13 protein-coding genes are annotated in these 18243 nt (G+C 67.0%); 6 read left to right on the forward strand and 7 right to left on the reverse strand.

Translation table 11 applies throughout. The features are described 5' to 3' along the window. Nucleotides 1-14 precede the first annotated feature (14 nt). Nucleotides 15-752: a histidine utilization repressor gene (gene hutC, locus XarjCFBP7645_RS13645; protein WP_429001469.1), complete on the reverse strand. Its 738-nt coding sequence runs from the start codon at nt 750-752 to the stop codon at nt 15-17. 40 nt (nt 753-792) lie between these two features. Next, the gene (locus XarjCFBP7645_RS13650) at nt 793-2163 is read right to left on the reverse strand and encodes a formimidoylglutamate deiminase (RefSeq protein ID WP_181126342.1); all 1371 of its coding nucleotides are present in this window, start codon (nt 2161-2163) and stop codon (nt 793-795) included. Between the two features lie 60 nt (nt 2164-2223). On the opposite strand from XarjCFBP7645_RS13650, the gene hutI reads away from it, so the two are divergent. The 5 genes from hutI to hutU are packed head-to-tail and all read left to right on the forward strand — an operon-like array spanning nt 2224 to nt 7761. Then, nucleotides 2224-3429, forward strand: a complete 1206-nt coding sequence (gene hutI, locus XarjCFBP7645_RS13655; RefSeq protein ID WP_104537967.1) for an imidazolonepropionase — start codon at nt 2224-2226, stop codon at nt 3427-3429. Nucleotides 3430-3442: 13 nt separating this feature from the next. Further along, nucleotides 3443-4984 carry a histidine ammonia-lyase gene (hutH, locus tag XarjCFBP7645_RS13660; protein WP_104537968.1) on the forward strand — a complete coding sequence of 514 codons (1542 nt, stop codon included), beginning with the start codon at nt 3443-3445 and terminating at the stop codon, nt 4982-4984. Beyond that, entirely contained in the window at nt 4981-5220 is a 240-nt protein-coding gene (locus XarjCFBP7645_RS21730; protein WP_181126343.1) for a hypothetical protein, read from the forward strand. The genes hutH and XarjCFBP7645_RS21730 overlap by 4 nt, the downstream gene beginning before the upstream one ends. Further along, complete coding sequence (hutG, locus tag XarjCFBP7645_RS13665; protein WP_104537969.1) at nt 5217-6077, forward strand: N-formylglutamate deformylase; 861 nt, start codon at nt 5217-5219, stop codon at nt 6075-6077. The genes XarjCFBP7645_RS21730 and hutG overlap by 4 nt, the downstream gene beginning before the upstream one ends. 16 nt (nt 6078-6093) lie before the next feature. Then, nucleotides 6094-7761, forward strand: a complete 1668-nt coding sequence (hutU, locus tag XarjCFBP7645_RS13670) for a urocanate hydratase (RefSeq protein WP_104537970.1) — start codon at nt 6094-6096, stop codon at nt 7759-7761. Nucleotides 7762-7912: 151 nt separating this feature from the next. On the opposite strand, the gene XarjCFBP7645_RS13675 is transcribed toward hutU, so the two are convergent. Then, nucleotides 7913-9205: a hypothetical protein gene (locus XarjCFBP7645_RS13675; RefSeq protein WP_258079562.1), complete on the reverse strand. Its 1293-nt coding sequence runs from the start codon at nt 9203-9205 to the stop codon at nt 7913-7915. Between XarjCFBP7645_RS13675 and XarjCFBP7645_RS13680 the strand changes: the two genes are divergently transcribed. Further along, a complete protein-coding gene (locus tag XarjCFBP7645_RS13680) occupies nt 9198-9926 on the forward strand; it encodes a hypothetical protein (protein WP_047125574.1) in 729 nt (242 codons plus the stop codon). The genes XarjCFBP7645_RS13675 and XarjCFBP7645_RS13680 overlap by 8 nt on opposite strands. Nucleotides 9927-10159: 233 nt before the next feature. Here the strand turns inward: XarjCFBP7645_RS13680 and XarjCFBP7645_RS13690 are convergent, their stop codons facing one another. The 4 genes from XarjCFBP7645_RS13690 to XarjCFBP7645_RS13710 form a co-directional block, all read right to left on the reverse strand. After that, nucleotides 10160-12637 carry a membrane-bound PQQ-dependent dehydrogenase, glucose/quinate/shikimate family gene (locus XarjCFBP7645_RS13690; RefSeq protein WP_104538798.1) on the reverse strand — a complete coding sequence of 826 codons (2478 nt, stop codon included), beginning with the start codon at nt 12635-12637 and terminating at the stop codon, nt 10160-10162. Between the two features lie 194 nt (nt 12638-12831). Next, nucleotides 12832-15543: a DNA gyrase subunit A gene (gyrA, locus tag XarjCFBP7645_RS13695; protein ID WP_104537973.1), complete on the reverse strand. Its 2712-nt coding sequence runs from the start codon at nt 15541-15543 to the stop codon at nt 12832-12834. A gap of 209 nt (nt 15544-15752) precedes the next feature. Next, nucleotides 15753-16817, reverse strand: a complete 1065-nt coding sequence (gene mtnA / locus XarjCFBP7645_RS13700; RefSeq protein WP_104537974.1) for an S-methyl-5-thioribose-1-phosphate isomerase — start codon at nt 16815-16817, stop codon at nt 15753-15755. Nucleotides 16818-17451: 634 nt separating this feature from the next. Then, nucleotides 17452-18138, reverse strand: coding sequence for a DUF3011 domain-containing protein (locus XarjCFBP7645_RS13710; RefSeq protein WP_104537976.1), 687 nt, complete (start codon nt 18136-18138; stop codon nt 17452-17454). Nucleotides 18139-18243: the final 105 nt, after the last annotated feature.

Here is an 18243-nt window from a genome sequence, read left to right on the forward strand (position 1 = left end):
CGTCCCGCCTGGGATCAGCGCATTCCCGGCGCGAAGCGCGCCACCAGGTCGTAGGATCCGCCCAGGAACAGTTGACGCACGTAAGTGACCGGCTGATCTCCGCGCCAGGTGTGGCGATCGATGACCAGACATGCCGCGCCATCGTCCACCTGCAGGCGTGCCGCTTGTGCGGCATCCGCATTGACGGCGCTGATGCGGTGCTCGGCGCGGGTCCATGGCACGTTGCGCAACAACCAACTGCCCGGCGCCACGTCGGTGAACGCCTGCAGCAATGCCTCGGGCACGGTGGTGGTGTCGATCACCCGCTGCTCCAGCGCAAACGGACGGCCGTCTGCCAGGTGCACGCTTTCCAGCGCCAGCACCTTGCCGCTGCTGCCCAGGGCACGCTCCTGCGGCACGCGCAGGCGCAGGTTGCGCAGTCGGCGCGACAACAGCGAGAACCGGTAGAGGTGACCGCGCGCGGTCATTTCGACTTCGATGTCGGGAATCGACAACGCGACCTGCTCCAGATGCGGATGCGGCCGCGCCACGAACGAGCCGGTGCGACGCCGGCGTTCGATCATGCCGGCATCGGCGAGCAGGCCGAGCACCTTGTTCACGGTCATGCGCGAGCAGCCGTATTGCGCCATCAGTTCATGCTCGGGCGGCACACGATGACCGGGCGGCCAATCGCCACTGTGGATGCGGCGCTCCAGATCCTGCCGGATGCGTTGATGCAGGGTGCCGGGCGCGGCGGTGGGGGTGGCGGTCAAAACAGGTCTCCGGTCAGACCCGCATTGTGCGCGCATCCGTTCAACTGCTCAGCAGCGATCGCAGGACACCGGCAAAACGGGCGGCAATCCGCGCGCGATCCACATGGCGTCCATCGCGCACCACCGCTTGCCCGGCGCGCCAGACGGTGCGCACCGCACCGCCGCGCGCGGCGAACAGCCAACTATCCAGCAGCGCATCGTCGCTGCGCGCCAGCAGCGCCGCATGGGTCGGGTCCAGTTCGAGCAGGTCGGCCGATGCACCCACACGGATGCCGCAGTGGGAAACGCCCAACGCCTGCGCCGCGCCCTCGCCGGCCTGCTCGAACAACCAACGTCCGCTGGAGGCGCCCGCCCGCGCCAGCACATTGCGCGCCTGCAGTCGCAGACGCTGGCCGTATTCGAGCAAGCGCAGTTCTTCGGCCGCGTCGATCAACACATTCGAATCCGAGCCCACGCCAAAGCGCCCGCCCGCGGCGGCAAATGCCTGCATCGGGAACAGGCCGTCGCCCAGATTCGCCTCGGTGATCGGGCACAGCCCAACCACCGCGCCGCTGTCGACGATGGCCTGCAGCTCGCGCGCGTCCACATGCGTGGCATGCACCAGGCACCAGCGCGCATCCACCGGTGCGTTGGCGTGCAGCCACTGCACCGGGCGCTGGCCCGACCAGGCCAGGCAGGCCTCGACCTCGCGCTGCTGCTCGGCGATATGGATGTGGATCGGGCCATCGGTGAGCGGCACCAACGCAGCCAGCTGCTCCGGCGTGACTGCGCGCAGGCTATGCGGCGCCAGTCCGAGCACGGCATCCGGCAATACCTCGAGGCTGCGCGCGCAGTCGTCCAGCAATCGCGCGAACCCGTCGATGTCGTGAATCAGACGTCGCTGCGCTGCGCTGGGCGCGACGCCACCGAAATCCGAATGCGCATAGAACACCGGCAACAGCGTCAGCCCGATGCCGGTGTTGGCGGCGGCAGCGGCGATGCGTCCGGACATTTCGCCAGCCTGCGCATACGCCGCGCCGCCGGGGCTGTGGTGCAGGTAATGGAATTCGCCGACGCGGGTGAAGCCGCCTTCGAGCATCTCCACATAGGCCTGTTCGGCGATTGCCTGCAGGCTGTCCGGATCGAGCCGGTCGACGAAGCGGTACATCAACTCGCGCCAGCTCCAGAAACTGTCACCGCTGCGCCCGCCCACTTCGCTCAGGCCGGCCATGCCGCGCTGGAACGCGTGGCTGTGCAGGTTGCCCAGCCCGGGCAGCAGCAGCTCGACCCGGCCATCGTCGGCAGCGGGCGTGGTGGCGGTCTGTACCGACGCGATACGCCCCTGCGCCAGCGTGATCCGCACATCGCCCGCCCAGCCATCGGGCAAGAGAGCCCGCGCTGCCCACAACGCCTGCACCTGTTGGTCTGCCACTGGACACCCTCGATTGCCGGTTCTATTGTATATACATATCAGACACCATGAGCCTGCGCCATGCATTGCGACGTCCTCTGGCACAACGCCCAGCTGATGACCCTGGACGCGGTCGATGGTGGCCTGGGCATCGTGGACGATGGCGTTGTGGCCTGCCAGGACGGCCGCATCACCTATGCCGGCCCGGCCGCGCAGGCCCCGGCGCTGAAGCCGGGCACCGCGCACGATTGCCGGCGCCGCTGGATCAGCCCCGGCCTGATCGATTGCCATACCCATCTGGTGTACGCAGGCAATCGCGCCAACGAATTCGAGCAACGCCTGCGCGGCGCCAGTTATGCCGAGATTGCCGCAGCCGGCGGCGGCATCGTGGCCACGGTGCGCGCCACCCGCGCTGCCGACGACGCAGCGCTGCTGGCCGCCAGCCTGCCGCGCCTGGACGCCATGCTCGCCGAAGGCGTGACCACGCTGGAAATCAAATCCGGCTACGGGCTGACGCTGGAGGACGAAACCAAGCAGCTGCGCGTGGCACGTCGGCTCGCTGCGCTGCGCAAGGTCGAAGTGGTGCCGACCTTCCTCGGCGCGCATGCGGTGCCGCCGGGCGGCGATGCGCAAACCTATATCGACGCGGTCTGCACGCAGATGATTCCGGCGATCGCCGCGCAAGGCCTTGCCGAGGCGGTGGACGTGTTCTGCGAGCATCTGGCGTTCTCGCCCGCGCAGGCCGAACAGATCTTCCGCGCCGCGCAGGCACACGGCCTGGACATCAAGATCCATGCCGAGCAACTGAGCAATCAGCATGGCGCGCAACTGGCCGCACGCCATGGCGCGTTGTCGGCCGACCACATCGAATACCTGGATGACGCCGGGATTGCCGCAATGGCCGGCGCAGGCACCGTCGCGGTGCTGTTGCCGGGCGCGTTCTATTTTACCCGCGACACCCAGCTGCCGCCGATCGCGGCGTTGCGCGCCGCCGGCGTGCCGCTGGCCCTGGCCACCGACTGCAATCCGGGCACCTCGCCGCTGACCAGCCCGCTGCTGGCGATGAACATGGCCGCCACGCTGTTCCGCATGACCGTGGACGAATGCATCGCCGGTTTCACCCGCGAAGCCGCACGCGCGCTCGGGCGCGGCGAGCGACTCGGCCGGCTGCGCGCCGGCCTGCACTGCGACCTGGCGATCTGGGACATCGATGCGCCGGCCGACCTGGTCTACCGCATGGGCTTCAACCCTCTTCATGCCCGCGTCTGGCGCGGGCATTCCTGCTGAATCCGGAGTCGTCATGAGTGCATCTATTGTCTTGCAGCCCGGCCAGGTCACGCTGGCGCGGTGGCGTGCGCTTTATCGCGGCGCCGACGTCGTGCTGGACGACGCCTGCGCGGCCGCGGTGCTGCGCAGCGCGCAGACGGTGGAGGCCATCGTGGCGCGCGGCGAGCCGGTGTATGGCGTCAATACCGGCTTCGGCAAGCTGGCCAGCGTGCGCATCGAGCGCGAAGATCTGCAGACCCTGCAGCGCAATATCGTGCTCTCGCACGCCGCCGGCGTCGGCGAGCCCACGCCGGTGCCGGTGGTGCGGCTGATGATGGCGCTCAAGCTCACCAGCCTGGCCCAGGGCGCCTCCGGCGTGCAGCCGCAGACGCTGGCGCTGCTGGACGCGATGCTGCGCCTGGGCATCACGCCGGTGGTGCCGTGCCAGGGCTCGGTCGGTGCCTCCGGCGATCTGGCACCGCTGTCGCACCTGGCCGCGGTGATGATCGGCGTCGGCGAAGCCTTCGTCGGCGGGCGACGCCTGCCTGCGGCCGACGCGCTGGCGCAGGCGCAGCTGCAGCCGCGTGTGCTGGGCGCCAAGGAAGGCCTGGCGCTGCTCAACGGCACCCAGTTCTCCACCGCCTGCGCCTTGGCCGGCCTGTTCGAGATCGAAACCGTGCTGCAGGCCGCGCTGGTCACCGGCGCGCTGTCGGTGGAAGCGGCCAAGGGCTCGGACACGCCGTTCGATGCGCGCATCCATGCCTTGCGCGGCCAGCCGGGGCAGATCGCCACCGCTGCGGCACTGCGCGCGCTGATGGCCGATTCGAGCATCCGCGAATCGCATCGGCTCGGCGATGTGCGCGTGCAGGATCCGTACTGCCTGCGCTGCCAGCCGCAGGTGATGGGCGCGGCGCTGGACATCATGCGTCAGGCCGCACGCACCCTGGAGATCGAAGCCAATGGCGTCTCGGATAATCCGCTGGTGTTCAGCGATACCGGCGAGGCCTTGTCCGGCGGCAACTTCCACGCCGAGCCGGTGGCCTTCGCGGCCGACATGCTGGCGATGGCGGTCTGCGAAATCGGCTCGATCAGCGAACGCCGCACTGCGATGCTGGTCGACCCGGCCTTGTCGGGCCTGCCGGCGTTCCTCACCCCGCGCCCGGGCCTGAATTCCGGTTTCATGATTCCGCAGGTCACCGCTGCGGCCCTGGTGTCGGAAAACAAGCAACGCGCGTATCCGGCCAGTGTCGATTCGATCCCCACCTCCGCCAATCAGGAAGATCATGTGTCGATGGCCGCGCACGGCGCGCGGCGTTTGCTGGCGATGGCGGAGAACGCCGCGCACGTGATCGGCATCGAGCTGCTGGCGGCCGTGCAAGGCTGCGACTTCCATGCGCCGCTGCGCTCCAGCGCCGCGCTGGAAGCCGCACGCGCCCTGCTGCGCGCGCAGGTGCCGACGCTGCAGGACGACCGCTATTTCCATCCCGACATGCTGGCGGCCAGCGCGTTGGTGCGCTCGGGCGCACTCGCGCAGGCGGTTGCCATTGCCTTGCCGGGCGTGGAGCAGCACGCATGACGCCACACATCGCAGCTGCTGGAATGATCTCGGCAAAGTGCAGTTCGCACGTGCAAGGTTTTGCGTCACTGCCGAGCGCGCATCTGCGCGACGACCATGCACTGCGGGCGATACGCGCGCGCGCATTGCTTGCGCGTCAGGCCGTGGTGCGCGCTTGCGCGCCGCGCGCCGAGCGGATGCAGGCGCGACATCGTCGCGTCTTGACGATCGCACCAGCACAAGGCGCACCGCGATGAGCGCCCTGCCCTGGCTCGACATCCACCGCGGCGATGCGCCGCTGATCCTCAGCTTCCCGCACACAGGCACCGAGCTGCCCGAGGAGATGGTCGACCAGTTCGTCTCGCCCTGGCTGGCACGCCGCGATGCCGATTGGTGGGTGCATCAGCTGTACGACTTCGCGCAATCGCTGGGCGCTACCACCGTGCGCACCGCCATCTCGCGCTCGGTGATCGACGTCAACCGCGACCCCAGCGGGGCGTCGCTGTATCCCGGCCAGAACACCACCGGCCTGTGTCCGCTGACCACCTTCGACAATCAGCCGCTGTATGCCGACGGCGCCGAACCCGACCAAGCGCAGATCGCCTGGCGCCGCACGCAGTGGTTCGACCCCTATCACGCTGCGCTCGCTGCCGAGATCGCGCGCCTGCGCACGCAGCACGCCAGCATCGTGGTCTACGACGCGCATTCGATCCGCTCGCATATTCCGCACCTGTTCGATGGCGAGCTGCCGCAGTTCAACATCGGCAGCAACGACGAGCGCAGTTGCGATCCCGCACTGGCCGACGCCGTGGAGCAGCTGTGCCGCAGCAGCGGCTCGAGCACCGTGCGCAACGGGCGCTTCAAGGGCGGCTGGATCACCCGCCATTACGCGCAGCCCGGGCATGGCGTGCATACGCTGCAGATGGAGCTGGCGTGCCGCGGCTATATGCGCGAGCCGGACACCATCACCCCGCAGACCTGGCCCACGCCCTGGCTGCCCGCACATGCGGTCGCACTGCGCGCGGTGCTGCGCCACGTCCTGCTGACCTGCCTGCAGTTTGCCAACGCTACCGCGCACTCCTCCGCCACCACGCCGCCTGCGGCGCACCGTTGATTGCAAGGAAACCGGCATGACCCGTCACGATGCAACCCGCGTCATCCGCGCCGCCACCGGCACCATGCTCACCGCAAAAAGCTGGCTCACCGAAGCGCCGCTGCGCATGCTGATGAACAATCTGGACCCGGACGTGGCCGAGCGCCCGCAGGAACTGGTGGTCTACGGCGGCATCGGCCGCGCCGCGCGCGACTGGGAGTCCTTCGATGCGATCGTCGCCGCGCTCACCCGCCTGGACGACGACCAGACCCTGCTGGTGCAATCCGGCAAGCCGGTCGGGGTGTTCCGCACGCATGCCGATGCGCCGCGCGTGCTGATCGCCAACTCCAACCTGGTGCCGCGCTGGGCCAGTTGGGAGCATTTCAACGAACTCGATCGCAAGGGTCTGGCGATGTACGGCCAGATGACCGCCGGCAGCTGGATCTACATCGGCGCGCAGGGCATCGTGCAAGGCACCTATGAAACCTTCGTGGAGATGGGCCGCCAGCATTACGGCGGCAGCCTGGCCGGCAAGTGGCTGTTCACCGGTGGCCTGGGCGGCATGGGCGGCGCGCAGCCGCTGGCCGCGGTGATGGCCGGTGCCTCGTGCCTGGCGGTGGAATGCCGCCGTTCCAGCATCGACATGCGCCTGCGCACCGGCTACCTGGACACCTGGACCGACGACCTGGACGAAGCGCTGCGCCTGATCGAGCAATCGTGCACGGCAAAGAAACCGCTGTCGGTCGGCCTGCTCGGCAATGTCGCCGACGTGCTAGACGAACTGCTGCTACGCGGGGTCAAGCCGGACCTGCTGACCGACCAGACCTCCGCGCACGACCCGATCAACGGCTACCTGCCGCAGGGCTGGACGGTGGAGGAATGGGACGCCAGGCGCGTGTCCGTACCGACGGAGGTGGAAGCGGCCGCGCGCGACTCGATGGCCAACCACATCCGCGCCATGCTCACCTTCCACGCACTCGGCGTGCCAACCGTCGATTACGGCAACAACCTGCGCCAGATGGCACTGGAAGCAGGCGTCGACAACGCGTTCGACTTCCCCGGCTTCGTGCCCGCCTACATCCGGCCGTTGTTCTGTCGCGGTATCGGCCCGTTCCGCTGGGTCGCGCTCAGTGGCGACCCGGACGACATCGCCAAGACCGATGCCAAGGTCAGGGAGCTCATTCCCGACGATGCGCATCTGCACCGCTGGCTGGACATGGCTGCCGAAAAGATCGCCTTCCAGGGCCTGCCTGCGCGGATCTGCTGGGTCGGTCTGGGCGACCGCCATCGGCTCGGCCTGGCCTTCAATGCGATGGTGCGCAGCGGTGAATTGAAGGCACCGGTGGTGATCGGCCGCGATCATCTGGATTCGGGCAGCGTCGCCTCGCCCAACCGCGAAACCGAAGCCATGGCCGACGGCTCGGATGCGGTCTCCGACTGGCCGCTTCTCAACGCCCTGCTCAACACCGCCTCGGGCGCCACCTGGGTATCGCTGCATCACGGCGGCGGCGTCGGCATGGGCTTCTCGCAGCACGCCGGCATGGTCATCGTCTGCGACGGCAGCGAGGCGGCCGACCGACGCCTGGAGCGCGTGCTCTGGAACGACCCGGCCACCGGCGTGATGCGCCACGCCGATGCCGGCTACGCCATCGCCACCGACTGCGCGAAGCAAAAGGGCCTGGATTTGCCCAGCATTCTCGGCTGAGGATTTTCAGCCCCGGCTGTTTCGCCGACCGCGTGCACGCCGCACGCGGTCGGCATGCAGCACGCGGAGATCACCGGTTGTGAGCGCACCATCCGCAGCAGGCGACGACGATCCGCCGCGTTCTGCCGGCGGCTTCCAGCTCCATCACGGTCTACTTGCAGGCCAATGCAGCAGCGGCCAGCAATGCGTTGTCATCGAGCACCGGTGTCGCACCGCTTGCTGGATAGGCCGCTGCGATCGCCTTCGCCGCGCGATCGGCGTCCGCCTGGATATACCACTGCGACGACGGCGGCAGCGAACGCCCGCGCACTGCCTGCTCGAATCGATACTGTCCCCAGTAGATCGCCAACGGCTCTTCCAGCGCGTTGAGCGGGTTACGCAAGGTGGCCGCACCCGGACACAGCCGCACGAAGTTGGCAGCGAGCATGCGCTTGCGCGCCGAAGGCTGCCCCGCAGACAGGTAGTGACTCAATTCATGCAACACGATCGGCGCCCAGTCCATCGAGGCCGTGCCGGCACGCGCATCATGCTGCGAATACAGCAGCATGGTGCGTCCACGCACCTTGGCCTGGGTGGTGTCCGGCTCCGGCCACCAGACGAATCTTGCCTGGAACACCGCAGGCTCCGGCACCGCAAAGAACGCCCGCATCTGCGCTGCCAACCGCGAGACGGCGGGGTTGGACAGTTCTTCGCCCAGCTCGCGCGCCTGTTGCTCGAAGCGCGGTGCAACGGCGACCAGGCGTCTGGCGCGCGGAACGAAGCGGGCAAAGTACGCGTGCAACATCCCCTGATCGTCTGCCGACTGCTCGGCAATGGCGGCGTCCGCTGAGGCCTCGAATCCCGCATCCCCGAGGAAATGCCGGGAGAAAGGATCCACCTCACGAGTGGCATCTGGCGCAAACACACGGTCGAGCACCTCCAGATCGTCGTCCTTTGCCACCCCAGAGGTGCGCCGACGGAAAGCTGCGTAGGCCACAAGGGCTGCACGATCGGCCGGGTCCAGCCCGCCATGGGTTTCGAAATAGCTGCGATAGACGGGCGCCGTATAGCCCGGCAACCAGTCCGACAGGTTATCCAGCAGGTTGAACAGATCCGTGGCCTCGCTGTAACCCACCTGCACGGATGCCGATGACGGCATGGCTGCAACGGCATGCGCGGTGGCGCACATCACGACGCAGATCAGTCCGGCTGAGCGGACGCGCCGCAGTGTTGGCGGCCAGCGATCGATCCATCTGCGCATGCAAGGCTCCGGGCTGGCGAGTGCGCTGATTCGAGCATGCTGGGATACCGCCCGCCACGTGCCTTTGGTCAGGGGCGCGAGAGCTTCCGGCTTCAGGTTGCAAGCGAGGACATCGTTGCCCATCACATTCCCGACGATTGCCCTCAAGTCCGCCGCGTGCGGGCCGACAAGGTATGCAACGTTTCGAGGAATCTCCATGGGCATCTTGATCTACCTGGTGCCTGCATTCGCGCTCTGGGCGCTGATTGCCACCGTGCTGGCGTTCGTGCGTGGCCGGCAGCTGCGCGCCGAATCCGGCCAGCTCGCCAGCACCCAGGACAGCCTTGCCCGCTACCAGGCTGCGCTCTCGCAGGCGAAGGCGCGTGCGGCCGCAAGCGTGCTGGAGCTGGAATCGCTACAGCGCAGCTACACCGTCCTCAAGCAATCGCTGGAGCAGCAGGAACAGACGGCCGCCGAACAGGTGCCGGCTGCCGACAGCCAGGTGATTCCGATGGTGATGGTGCAGCGGCTGGATATCGCCAACGAGATCGGCACATTGTTCGCACACGTCGCACGGGTGGCACGCAGCCTGCGCCGCTACAGCGCCTACAGCCGCGGCCACACTGCGCCGGAACCGGCCACCGCCCGTTACGACCTGCATTGGCTGGCCGATTGCCTGCACAGCTTCGACCAGATCGGCTATGCCTTGTTGCGCGGCAACGTCGCGGCGCTGATCACCGCCTGCCAGGACCTGCTGTCGATGTACGACCACTATCTGAAGGACGGGTCCGGCTACAACAGCCGCGATACCTTCCAGCGCCTGAGCAGCGATGTGCCGCTCTCGGATGCCAACGATGCCATCCGCTCGATCATCGTCAAGGCCACGCTGGCGCAGGATGTGCGGGATGCGGTGATGGAGGATGCGGCTGCGGCTAACGTCGGGTGAATCGGGAATCGGGAATCGGGAATCGGGAATCGGGAATCGGGAATCGTAAGAGCGTGGGTGCGGGGTTCTGTTGGGTCAACAGGTGGTTGACCGCTTCTCGATGCGGGGTGTTTGGTGACTGCTGTGATGCGATTGCCCGTAAAAAAAAGCGCACCGCTTGCGGTGCGCTTTTTCGTTTCAGGCCTGGGGGATGGCCGACAACCCTCAACTTGCTGGTTTGATTGCTGCGTTCATCACGGTGCCTGCTGCGGCAGCGCGTAGGCCACCACAGCATCGCCAGCGGGCGTTTCCATGAAGTGGTGGCCGCCGGCCATGATCACCAGGTACTCGCGGCCGCCGTAGGCGTAGACCATCGGGTTGGCCTGGCCGCCGGCCGGTAGCTTGGCGTGCCACAGTTCCTTGCCGGTGGCCAGATCGATGGCGCGGATCAGGTCGTCGGTGGCTGCGGCAATGAAGATCAATCCGCCGGCCGTCACCACCGAACCGCCGTTGTTGGGCGTGCCGATCTCGATCGGCAGACCCGAGCGGATGCCGAACGGACCATTGCCGCGTGCGCTGCCGAACGGGCGGTCCCATAGCGTCTTGCCGCTGGCCAGATCGATCGCACGGATGCCGCCATACGGCGGCTGCTTGCACAGCAGCTTGGTGAACGGCAGGCGCCAGCCGGCGTTGACGTTGATCGCATACGGCGTACCGGCCTGCGGATCGCCCGCGCCTTCTGCGCCACCGGCATCGCCGCGCACTTCATCGCGCGGCGCCCAGCCCAGTTTGTCGGCCTTGGCGCGCGGCACCAGCAGGTTGTAGTTGGGCATGTCGTTGTAGTTGGCCACGATCACGCCGCGACGCGGATCCACCGACACGCTGCCCCAGTCTGAACCGCCGTTGTAGCCGGGATACTCGATCGAATGGCGGTCGGCTTCCGGCGGCGTGTAGATGCCCTTGTAGCTGGCCTTGCGGAACTGGATGCGGCACACCAGCTGATCGATCGGCGTCATCCCCCACATGTCGCGCTCGGTCAGATCCGGCTTGCGCAGCGTGTGGTACAGCGAAAATGGCTGGGTCTTGGCACGCATCTGCGGCTCCACGCCACCGCCTGGCACCGCGCGTTCTTCCACGCCCACCAGCGGCTTGCCGGTACGCCGATCCAGCACGTACAACTCGCCCTGCTTGCTCGGCAACAACACCGCCGGCACGTTGACGCCGTCCTTGGGGAAGTCGATCAGGCTCGGCTGCGAGCCCAGGTCGTAATCCCAGGCATCGATATGCGTGGTCTGGAAATTCCACACCGGCTTGCCGGTGGTGACATCCAGCGCCACCAGCGAGGTCGCATAGCGATTCTCCTGCGGCGTGCGCGAGCTGCTCCAGTAATCGGCGGTGGAGTTGCCCATCGGCAGATACACATAGCCCAGCTGTTCGTCGGCCGCGGCGGTGGTCCACATGTTCGGCGTGCCACGCGTCCAGGTCTGGCCCGGCGGCGGCGCGCCGTTCCAGTCCGGATGGGTCATGTCCCAGGCCCAGCGCAATTGGCCGGTCACCGCATCGAAGCCTTCGATCACACCGGACGGCTCGTAACGCTTCTGCCCGTCCAGCACCTGATGGCCGGTGACCACTACCCCACGCACGATGGCGGGCGGCGAATTGATCGACACATAGCCCGGCGGTGTCTGCCCCATGCCGACGGTGATGTCGACCTGGCCATCGTTGCCGAAATCCGTGCACGGCTTGCCGCTACGCGCATCCAGCGCGATCAGGCGGCCATCCAGCGTGCCTTCGATGATGCGCGTGCGGCACAGCGGCGCCGCATCCGCTGCCACCGCTGCGGCGGCGTCGTTGGCTGCCGCCGGCACCTGGTAGTACGACACACCACGGCAGGCGGCCGTATACGGAATCGCCTCGTCCTTGACCTTGGGATCGTAGCGCCAACGCTCCTTGCCACTTGCGGCATCCAGCGCGATCACCTGATTGCGTGCAGTGCACAGATACAGGCTGTCGCCTACCTTCAGCGGCGTGGTCTCCGCACCCCAGCGCTTGCTCGGCAGGTCGCCGGTGTGGAAGACCCAGGCCCGCTCCAATTGCGCAACGTTGTCGCGATTGATCTGCTGCAACGGCGAATAGCGCTGCCCGGCCTGGCTGCGTCCATACGCGGCCCAGTCGTCGTCGGCAGGCGCATTGCCCGGCTGCCCGTCGGAGGCGGCCGGCGCTGCAGACGCGCTGCGCTTGACCAGGCTCGCGGCCATGCCGGCGGCATGTGCCAGCGCGCCATCGGCCTCGGTCACCCCAAACGGTACGAAGGCCAGCGCGAAGGCCAACACGAACACCGCTGCCAAGGCGCCGGCCACGCTGCGCGATACCGCACGCGACACCGGGCGCTCCAGTTTCGGCAGCAGCAGCGCCAGCACAAACGCCAGGCCGACGATCAAGCCCAGCCGCGGCACCCAACGCCAGTAGTCGCTGCCCGATTCCCACCACGTCCACAGCAACGTCGCCGCCACCACTGCAGCAAACCACCACGCGCCCGCATTGCGACCGCGAAACAGCAATACGCCGGAGATCAGCAAGGCCGCGCCCGCAGGCGCGTAATACCAGGAGCCGCCCAGCGCGGCCAGCCACACGCCGCCTGCCAGCAGCACGGCGCCCAGCACTCCAATCACGCCTCCCAACGTCGCCAGCGCCCAATGGCCGCGACGGGAAGGACGATGCAATGTCGTCATCAGTTGTTCCTCTTCGATCTGCGGCGACGCAGCGCCGCCGCACCGCCCACAACCTTCGACCCGCTGCGGTGAAAACACCGCGTTCTTTGCGACCGCCGTCGACAAACACTGCGTTGCAGATGTCACCGCGTGCAACAAAAAACGCCGGCTGTGCGCCGGCGTTTTTCGTCAACTGCGTTGCTCGCCAGATGCGATCACGCGTCGGTCGGTGGCAGCTCGCCGGTGCTTGCTGCCGGTGCAGCCGCTGCATCGTCCAGCACGTCCTCGGCCTCATCCAGCGAGGCGTCCAGGCGTTCGACCGCCTGCAACTTTTCGCCCTTGGACAGGCGGATCAAGGTCACGCCCTGGGTATTGCGACCCACGCGCGAGATCTCCGAACCGCGGGTACGCACCAGCGTACCGCCATCGGAAATCAGCAGCACTTCGTCGGTGGCGCCCAGCAGCACCGCACGCACCAGCTTGCCGTTGCGCTCGGTGGTCTGGATGCCGATCACGCCCTGCGTACCGCGGCCCTTGCGCGGGTACTCGGTCAGCGGGGTGCGCTTGCCGTAGCCGTTTTCGGTGGCGGTGAGGATGTAGGCCATGTCGTCGCTCTCGGCAACGTCGATCACCTCCGCCTCGACACCATCCGTGCTCTCCACCACGTCCTCGACACCGTCGTCCTCGACATCGCCCTCGATGCCGCCGGCACGCTCGGCCACGATCAGGCTGACCACCTCTTCGCCCTTGGTCAGACGGATGCCGCGCACGCCGGTGGCGGTACGGCCCATCGAACGCACGGTGGATTCGCCGAAACGCACGGTCTTGCCGTTGGAGGCGAACAACAACACGTCGCGATCGCCATCGGTCAAGGCAACACCCACCAGCGCATCGCCCTCATCGAGGTTGATTGCGATCTTGCCGCGTGCCAGGCGGAACGCGAATTCGCTCAACGGCGTCTTCTTGACCGTGCCGTTGCGCGTGGCAAAGAACACATAGCGGTTGTCGGCGTACTCGCGCACCGGCAGCACCGCCTGCACACGCTCGCCGGGGTCCAGCGGAATCCAGTTGATGATCGGACGGCCACGCGCATTGGAGCCGGCTTCCGGCAACTGGTACACCGGCAGCCAGAACACCTTGCCGCTGCTGGTGAAGGTCAACAGCGTGTCGTGCGTGTTGACCAGCCACAGCTGATCGATGAAATCCTCTTCCTTGGTCGCCGCCGCAGACCGGCCACGGCCACCCCGGCGCTGCGCACGATACGCGCTCACCGGCTGGCGCTTGGCATAGCCGGCATGCGAGAGCGTCACCACCACGTCTTCCGGCGAAATCAGGTCCAGGATGTCCAGATCTTCTTCGCTGTGACGGATCTCGGTGCGGCGTTCGTCGCCGTACTCTTCGCGGATATTGATCAGCTCGTCGCGGATCACCTGCAGCAGCACGTCGGGGTTTTCCAGGATGCGGATCAGGCCCTGGATGACCTCGAGCAACTGCTTGTACTCGTCGGTCAGCTTTTCCTGTTCCAACCCGGTCAGGCGATGCAGGCGCATTTCCAGAATCTGCGAGGCCTGCACTTCACTGAGCTGATAGAAGCCGTCGGCCAAGCCCACGCCCGGGGCCAGATCCTCCGGCTTGGAGGCTTCGGCACCGGCGGCGCCCAGCAGCGCGCCGACCAGACCCGGTTCCCAGGTCTTGGCCAGCATGCGCTCGCGCGCTTCCTGCGGGTTGGCCGAGGTCTTGATCAGCTCGATCATCTCGTCGATGTTGGCCAACGCGACGGTCAGGCCTTCCAGCACGTGCGCACGCGCACGCGCCTTGCGCAGCTCAAAGATGGTGCGGCGGGTCACCACTTCGCGGCGGTGGCGGATGAACGCCTGCAGCATCTGCTTGAGGTTCATCAACTGCGGGCGGCCGTCGATCAGCGCCACCATGTTGATGCCGAACACCGACTCCATCTGGGTCTGTTGATACAGGTTGTTGAGCACGACCTCGGCCGACTCGCCGCGCTTGACCTCGATGTAGATGCGCATGCCGTCCTTGTCGGACTCGTCGCGCAGCTCGCTGATGCCTTCGAGCTTCTTTTCCTTGACCAGCTCGGCGATCTTCTCGATCAGCCGCGCCTTGTTCACCTGGTACGGAATCTCGGTGACGATGATCGCTTCACGGCCGTTGTCGGCCACTTCCACATCGGCCTTGGCGCGCATGCGCACGCGGCCACGGCCGGTGCGGTAACCGGCAGCGATGCCGGCGGTGCCGTTGATGATGCCGGCGGTGGGGAAATCCGGGCCGGGGATGTACTCCATCAGGCCTTCGACATCCAGCTCCGGCGTGTCGATCAAGGCGATGCAGGCGTTGATCGCCTCGGTCAGATTGTGTGGCGGGATATTGGTGGCCATGCCCACCGCGATACCGGCCGAGCCGTTGACCAGCAGGCTCGGGAACCGGGTCGGCATGACCGTCGGCTCCTGTTCCTTCTCGTCGTAATTGGGCTGGAAATCGACGGTTTCCTTGTCGATGTCGGCCATCAGCTCATGCGCCAGCCGCGACATGCGCGACTCGGTGTAACGCATCGCCGCGGCGGAATCGCCATCGACCGAACCGAAGTTACCCTGGCCGTCCACCATCATGTAGCGCAGCGAGAACGGCTGCGCCATGCGCACCAGGGTGTCATACACCGACTGGTCGCCGTGCGGGTGGTACTTACCGATGACGTCGCCGACGATACGCGCCGACTTGAAGTAGGCCTTGTTGCTGTGTGCGCCCAGCTCGTGCATGGCGTACAGGACGCGGCGGTGCACAGGCTTGAGGCCATCACGGGCATCGGGGAGTGCGCGGCCCACGATCACGCTCATCGCGTAATCGAGATAGCTCTTGCGCATCTCGTCTTCCAGATTGACCTGGATGATTTCCTTGGCGGTTTCTGCCATTCGGGTTCCGTAAGTGAGGTGGCGGGCGAGCCGGAAAGCTACGTTAGGGGCGCCCTGACGACAGGCTGCCGACCCCACGCTCCCGCCGATCGATTCAAGCGTCGGATTGTATCACGAAGGGGCACCACGATGCCGCCGGTTTACCGGCCAGAAACAAGCACTTGCAGGATTTTGGCGGGGCGATGCGGCGATAGTGCGCCGCACTGGCCTCAGCCGCCGAAGGCCGCCTGCATGCGCGCCAGGTCCGGCTGCGCGATCACCCCGCGTTCGGTGACGATCGCATCGATCAGGCTGCCGGGGGTGACGTCGAAGACCGGGTTCCAGGCGTTGATGCCATCGGCCACCGTGCGCACGCCGCCGACTCCGAACAATTCGCCCGGATCGCGCTGCTCGATCTCGATCTGATCGCCGCTGGCGGTGTCCATGTCCACCGTGGACGACGGTGCCACCACCATGAACTTGACGCCGTGGTGGCGCGCGGCGATCGCCAGCTGGTAGGTGCCGATCTTGTTGGCGGTATCGCCGTTGGCGCAGATGCGGTCGGCGCCGACGATGACCCACTGCACCAGCCCGGACTTCATCAGATGCGCGGCGGCCGAATCGGCGATCAGGGTCGCGTCGATGCCATCCTGCTGCAGCTCCCACACGGTCAGGCGCGCGCCCTGCAACCACGGCCGGGTCTCGCCGGCAAACACCTTGGCGATGCGCTGCTGCGCCACGCCGGCGCGGATCACGCCCAGCGCGGTACCGAAGCCGGCGGTGGCCAGCGAACCGGTATTGCAGTGGGTCAGCACGCCGCTGCCGGTCTCGATCAACGACGCACCCAGCGCGCCCATATGCCGGTTGGCCGCCAGGTCTTCGTCGGCGATGGCCTGCGCCTGGCGCGCGATCACCTCGCGCCAGTCGGCACCGGCAGCGCCGAGCACGCGACGCATGCGCATTAGCGCCCAGGCCAGGTTGACCGCGGTCGGACGCGCGGCGTTGAGCCGCAACAGTGCCGGCTCGAGTTTCTGCAAGGCCGCACCGCCGTCGTCGGCAACGATGTCGCGCGCCGCCAGCACCACGCCCCACCCGGCCGCAATGCCGATCGCCGGCGCGCCGCGCACGGCCAGCGAATGGATCGCCTCGGCCACCGCGTCGCTGGTGTCGCAACGCACGTGCTCGACCACGAAGGGCAGCTTGCGTTGGTCGAGCAGTTCCAGGGCATCGCCCGTCCACAGCAGCGGGCGAATATGGTCGTAGCGGGCGTAATCGATATGGGCGCTGTCGTTCATCCGGACATTGTAAGGCGCCCGGGCAGCCCAGTCAGTGGCCGCATCGCTCGGCCCGCTGGCGATGTCGCAAACCGAGCTGGTCGAGTCCGCGACGCCCTCACCGCGCCAAAGAGTTGGCCGGCCGCTTCTTGAAAGCCTGTTGCGCAGCCTGCGCGAGGCGAATGAGAAGTTGGCAGGTGGCGTGTTGAACGCCTTTCAGTTGCCCGGCTTGCAATGGCAAGGCAAAGAGAAGCCGGCCGACGCACAGTGCTCCAACCAGCGCACGTCATGCCTGCCTGCACCACGCACACCGACCATCCCGACGGGTCCTTGTCCGCCTGCCGTCGCGGGACCTTACGCGGCATGGATGCCGCGTAAGAGCCTACAGGGACGTACTTGCGGCGTGTCCCGTGAGGGTGGGCGGGCAAGGGCCCTGCAACCGAGCCACAGATCGCCCGCTCCACGCCCGACGCATCCGCACCCCGTTCAATCACATCTCACGACAACTGGGAGCTTGAGCTTCAGCGTAGCCTGGATGTTCCAAGCAGAGCTGGTTGAGGGCTAGACACCCTCACCAACCTGATCGCGTGCTAACGGGGCCACGGCACCGGCTACGCCAACCTATGCGATGGAGAGCGGCAGTTTCGTCAGTCCATCAGTCGACGATGAACTCGGCGCGGCAGCCGTCGTTGACCCACACGCCGTCGCGGCTCCAGCCCCAGGTCTGGCCTTCCACGCATTCCTTTTTGGAGATCTGCCGGCCTACACGTACCTGACGCTCTACCGAGATCCCGCAGGTGCGGCGTGCGCCCTTCTTCGATTCGCAGGTCACCATACGTGGCATGGCCACGAAGCCAGAACCGTCCTCGGCCGCGACCTCGAATTCGCCGTCGCAGCCGCGCGACACCCAGATTTCGTTACGGCGCGCGCCCCAGCTGCGGCCCTCCTTGCACGGCCACACCGAGCGCTGGCGCAGCAGGCGCACCGGCGCTCCGCGCAGCACCACCGGGCAAACCACCTTGCCGCCGTTGGAATCGCAGCGCACCACGCGACGCATCTGCGCAGCGCTCGGCACCCGCGCACTGGCAAACTCCGCACGGCAGCCCTGCTCGACCCACACGCCATCGCGTTCGATATCCCACTCGCTGCCGCGGATGCAACTTGTCTCCGATAGCTGGCGTACCAGCTGGACGCCGTGCTCGGTATCCATCGCACAATGCACGCGCGCCATGTCCTTGGATTCGCAACGCACCACGCCCGATGCGCGATCGGCCGCACGCGCATCGGCGAGCATCAGCAGCGGCAAGCACCACAAACCGCATAAGCTGATCAGCCACTTCATGCCGACAATCCTCACCCAAACACGCTCTGCGCCGCGCCCCCGTGGACGCCACGATGAGAGCATCATCGATGTGAAGATAGCAATACGGTAGCGATGACAGCGGGA

Source organism: Xanthomonas arboricola, assembly GCF_002940665.1.
GTDB lineage: Bacteria > Pseudomonadota > Gammaproteobacteria > Xanthomonadales > Xanthomonadaceae > Xanthomonas > Xanthomonas arboricola_B.

Bases quoted from the DNA above. Each gene is read 5' to 3' on its own strand.
- hutI (WP_104537967.1), top strand. From the start codon at position 2,224: ATGCATTGCGACGTCCTCTGGCACAACGCCCAGCTGATGACCCTGGAC.
- hutH (WP_104537968.1), top strand. From the start codon at position 3,443: ATGAGTGCATCTATTGTCTTGCAGCCCGGCCAGGTCACGCTGGCGCGG.
- XarjCFBP7645_RS21730 (WP_181126343.1), top strand. From the start codon at position 4,981: ATGACGCCACACATCGCAGCTGCTGGAATGATCTCGGCAAAGTGCAGT.
- hutG (WP_104537969.1), top strand. From the start codon at position 5,217: ATGAGCGCCCTGCCCTGGCTCGACATCCACCGCGGCGATGCGCCGCTG.
- hutU (WP_104537970.1), top strand. From the start codon at position 6,094: ATGACCCGTCACGATGCAACCCGCGTCATCCGCGCCGCCACCGGCACC.
- XarjCFBP7645_RS13680 (WP_047125574.1), top strand. From the start codon at position 9,198: ATGGGCATCTTGATCTACCTGGTGCCTGCATTCGCGCTCTGGGCGCTG.
- XarjCFBP7645_RS13675 (WP_258079562.1), bottom strand. From the start codon at position 9,205: ATGCCCATGGAGATTCCTCGAAACGTTGCATACCTTGTCGGCCCGCAC.
- XarjCFBP7645_RS13690 (WP_104538798.1), bottom strand. From the start codon at position 12,637: ATGACGACATTGCATCGTCCTTCCCGTCGCGGCCATTGGGCGCTGGCG.
- gyrA (WP_104537973.1), bottom strand. From the start codon at position 15,543: ATGGCAGAAACCGCCAAGGAAATCATCCAGGTCAATCTGGAAGACGAG.
- mtnA (WP_104537974.1), bottom strand. From the start codon at position 16,817: ATGAACGACAGCGCCCATATCGATTACGCCCGCTACGACCATATTCGC.
- XarjCFBP7645_RS13710 (WP_104537976.1), bottom strand. From the start codon at position 18,138: ATGAAGTGGCTGATCAGCTTATGCGGTTTGTGGTGCTTGCCGCTGCTG.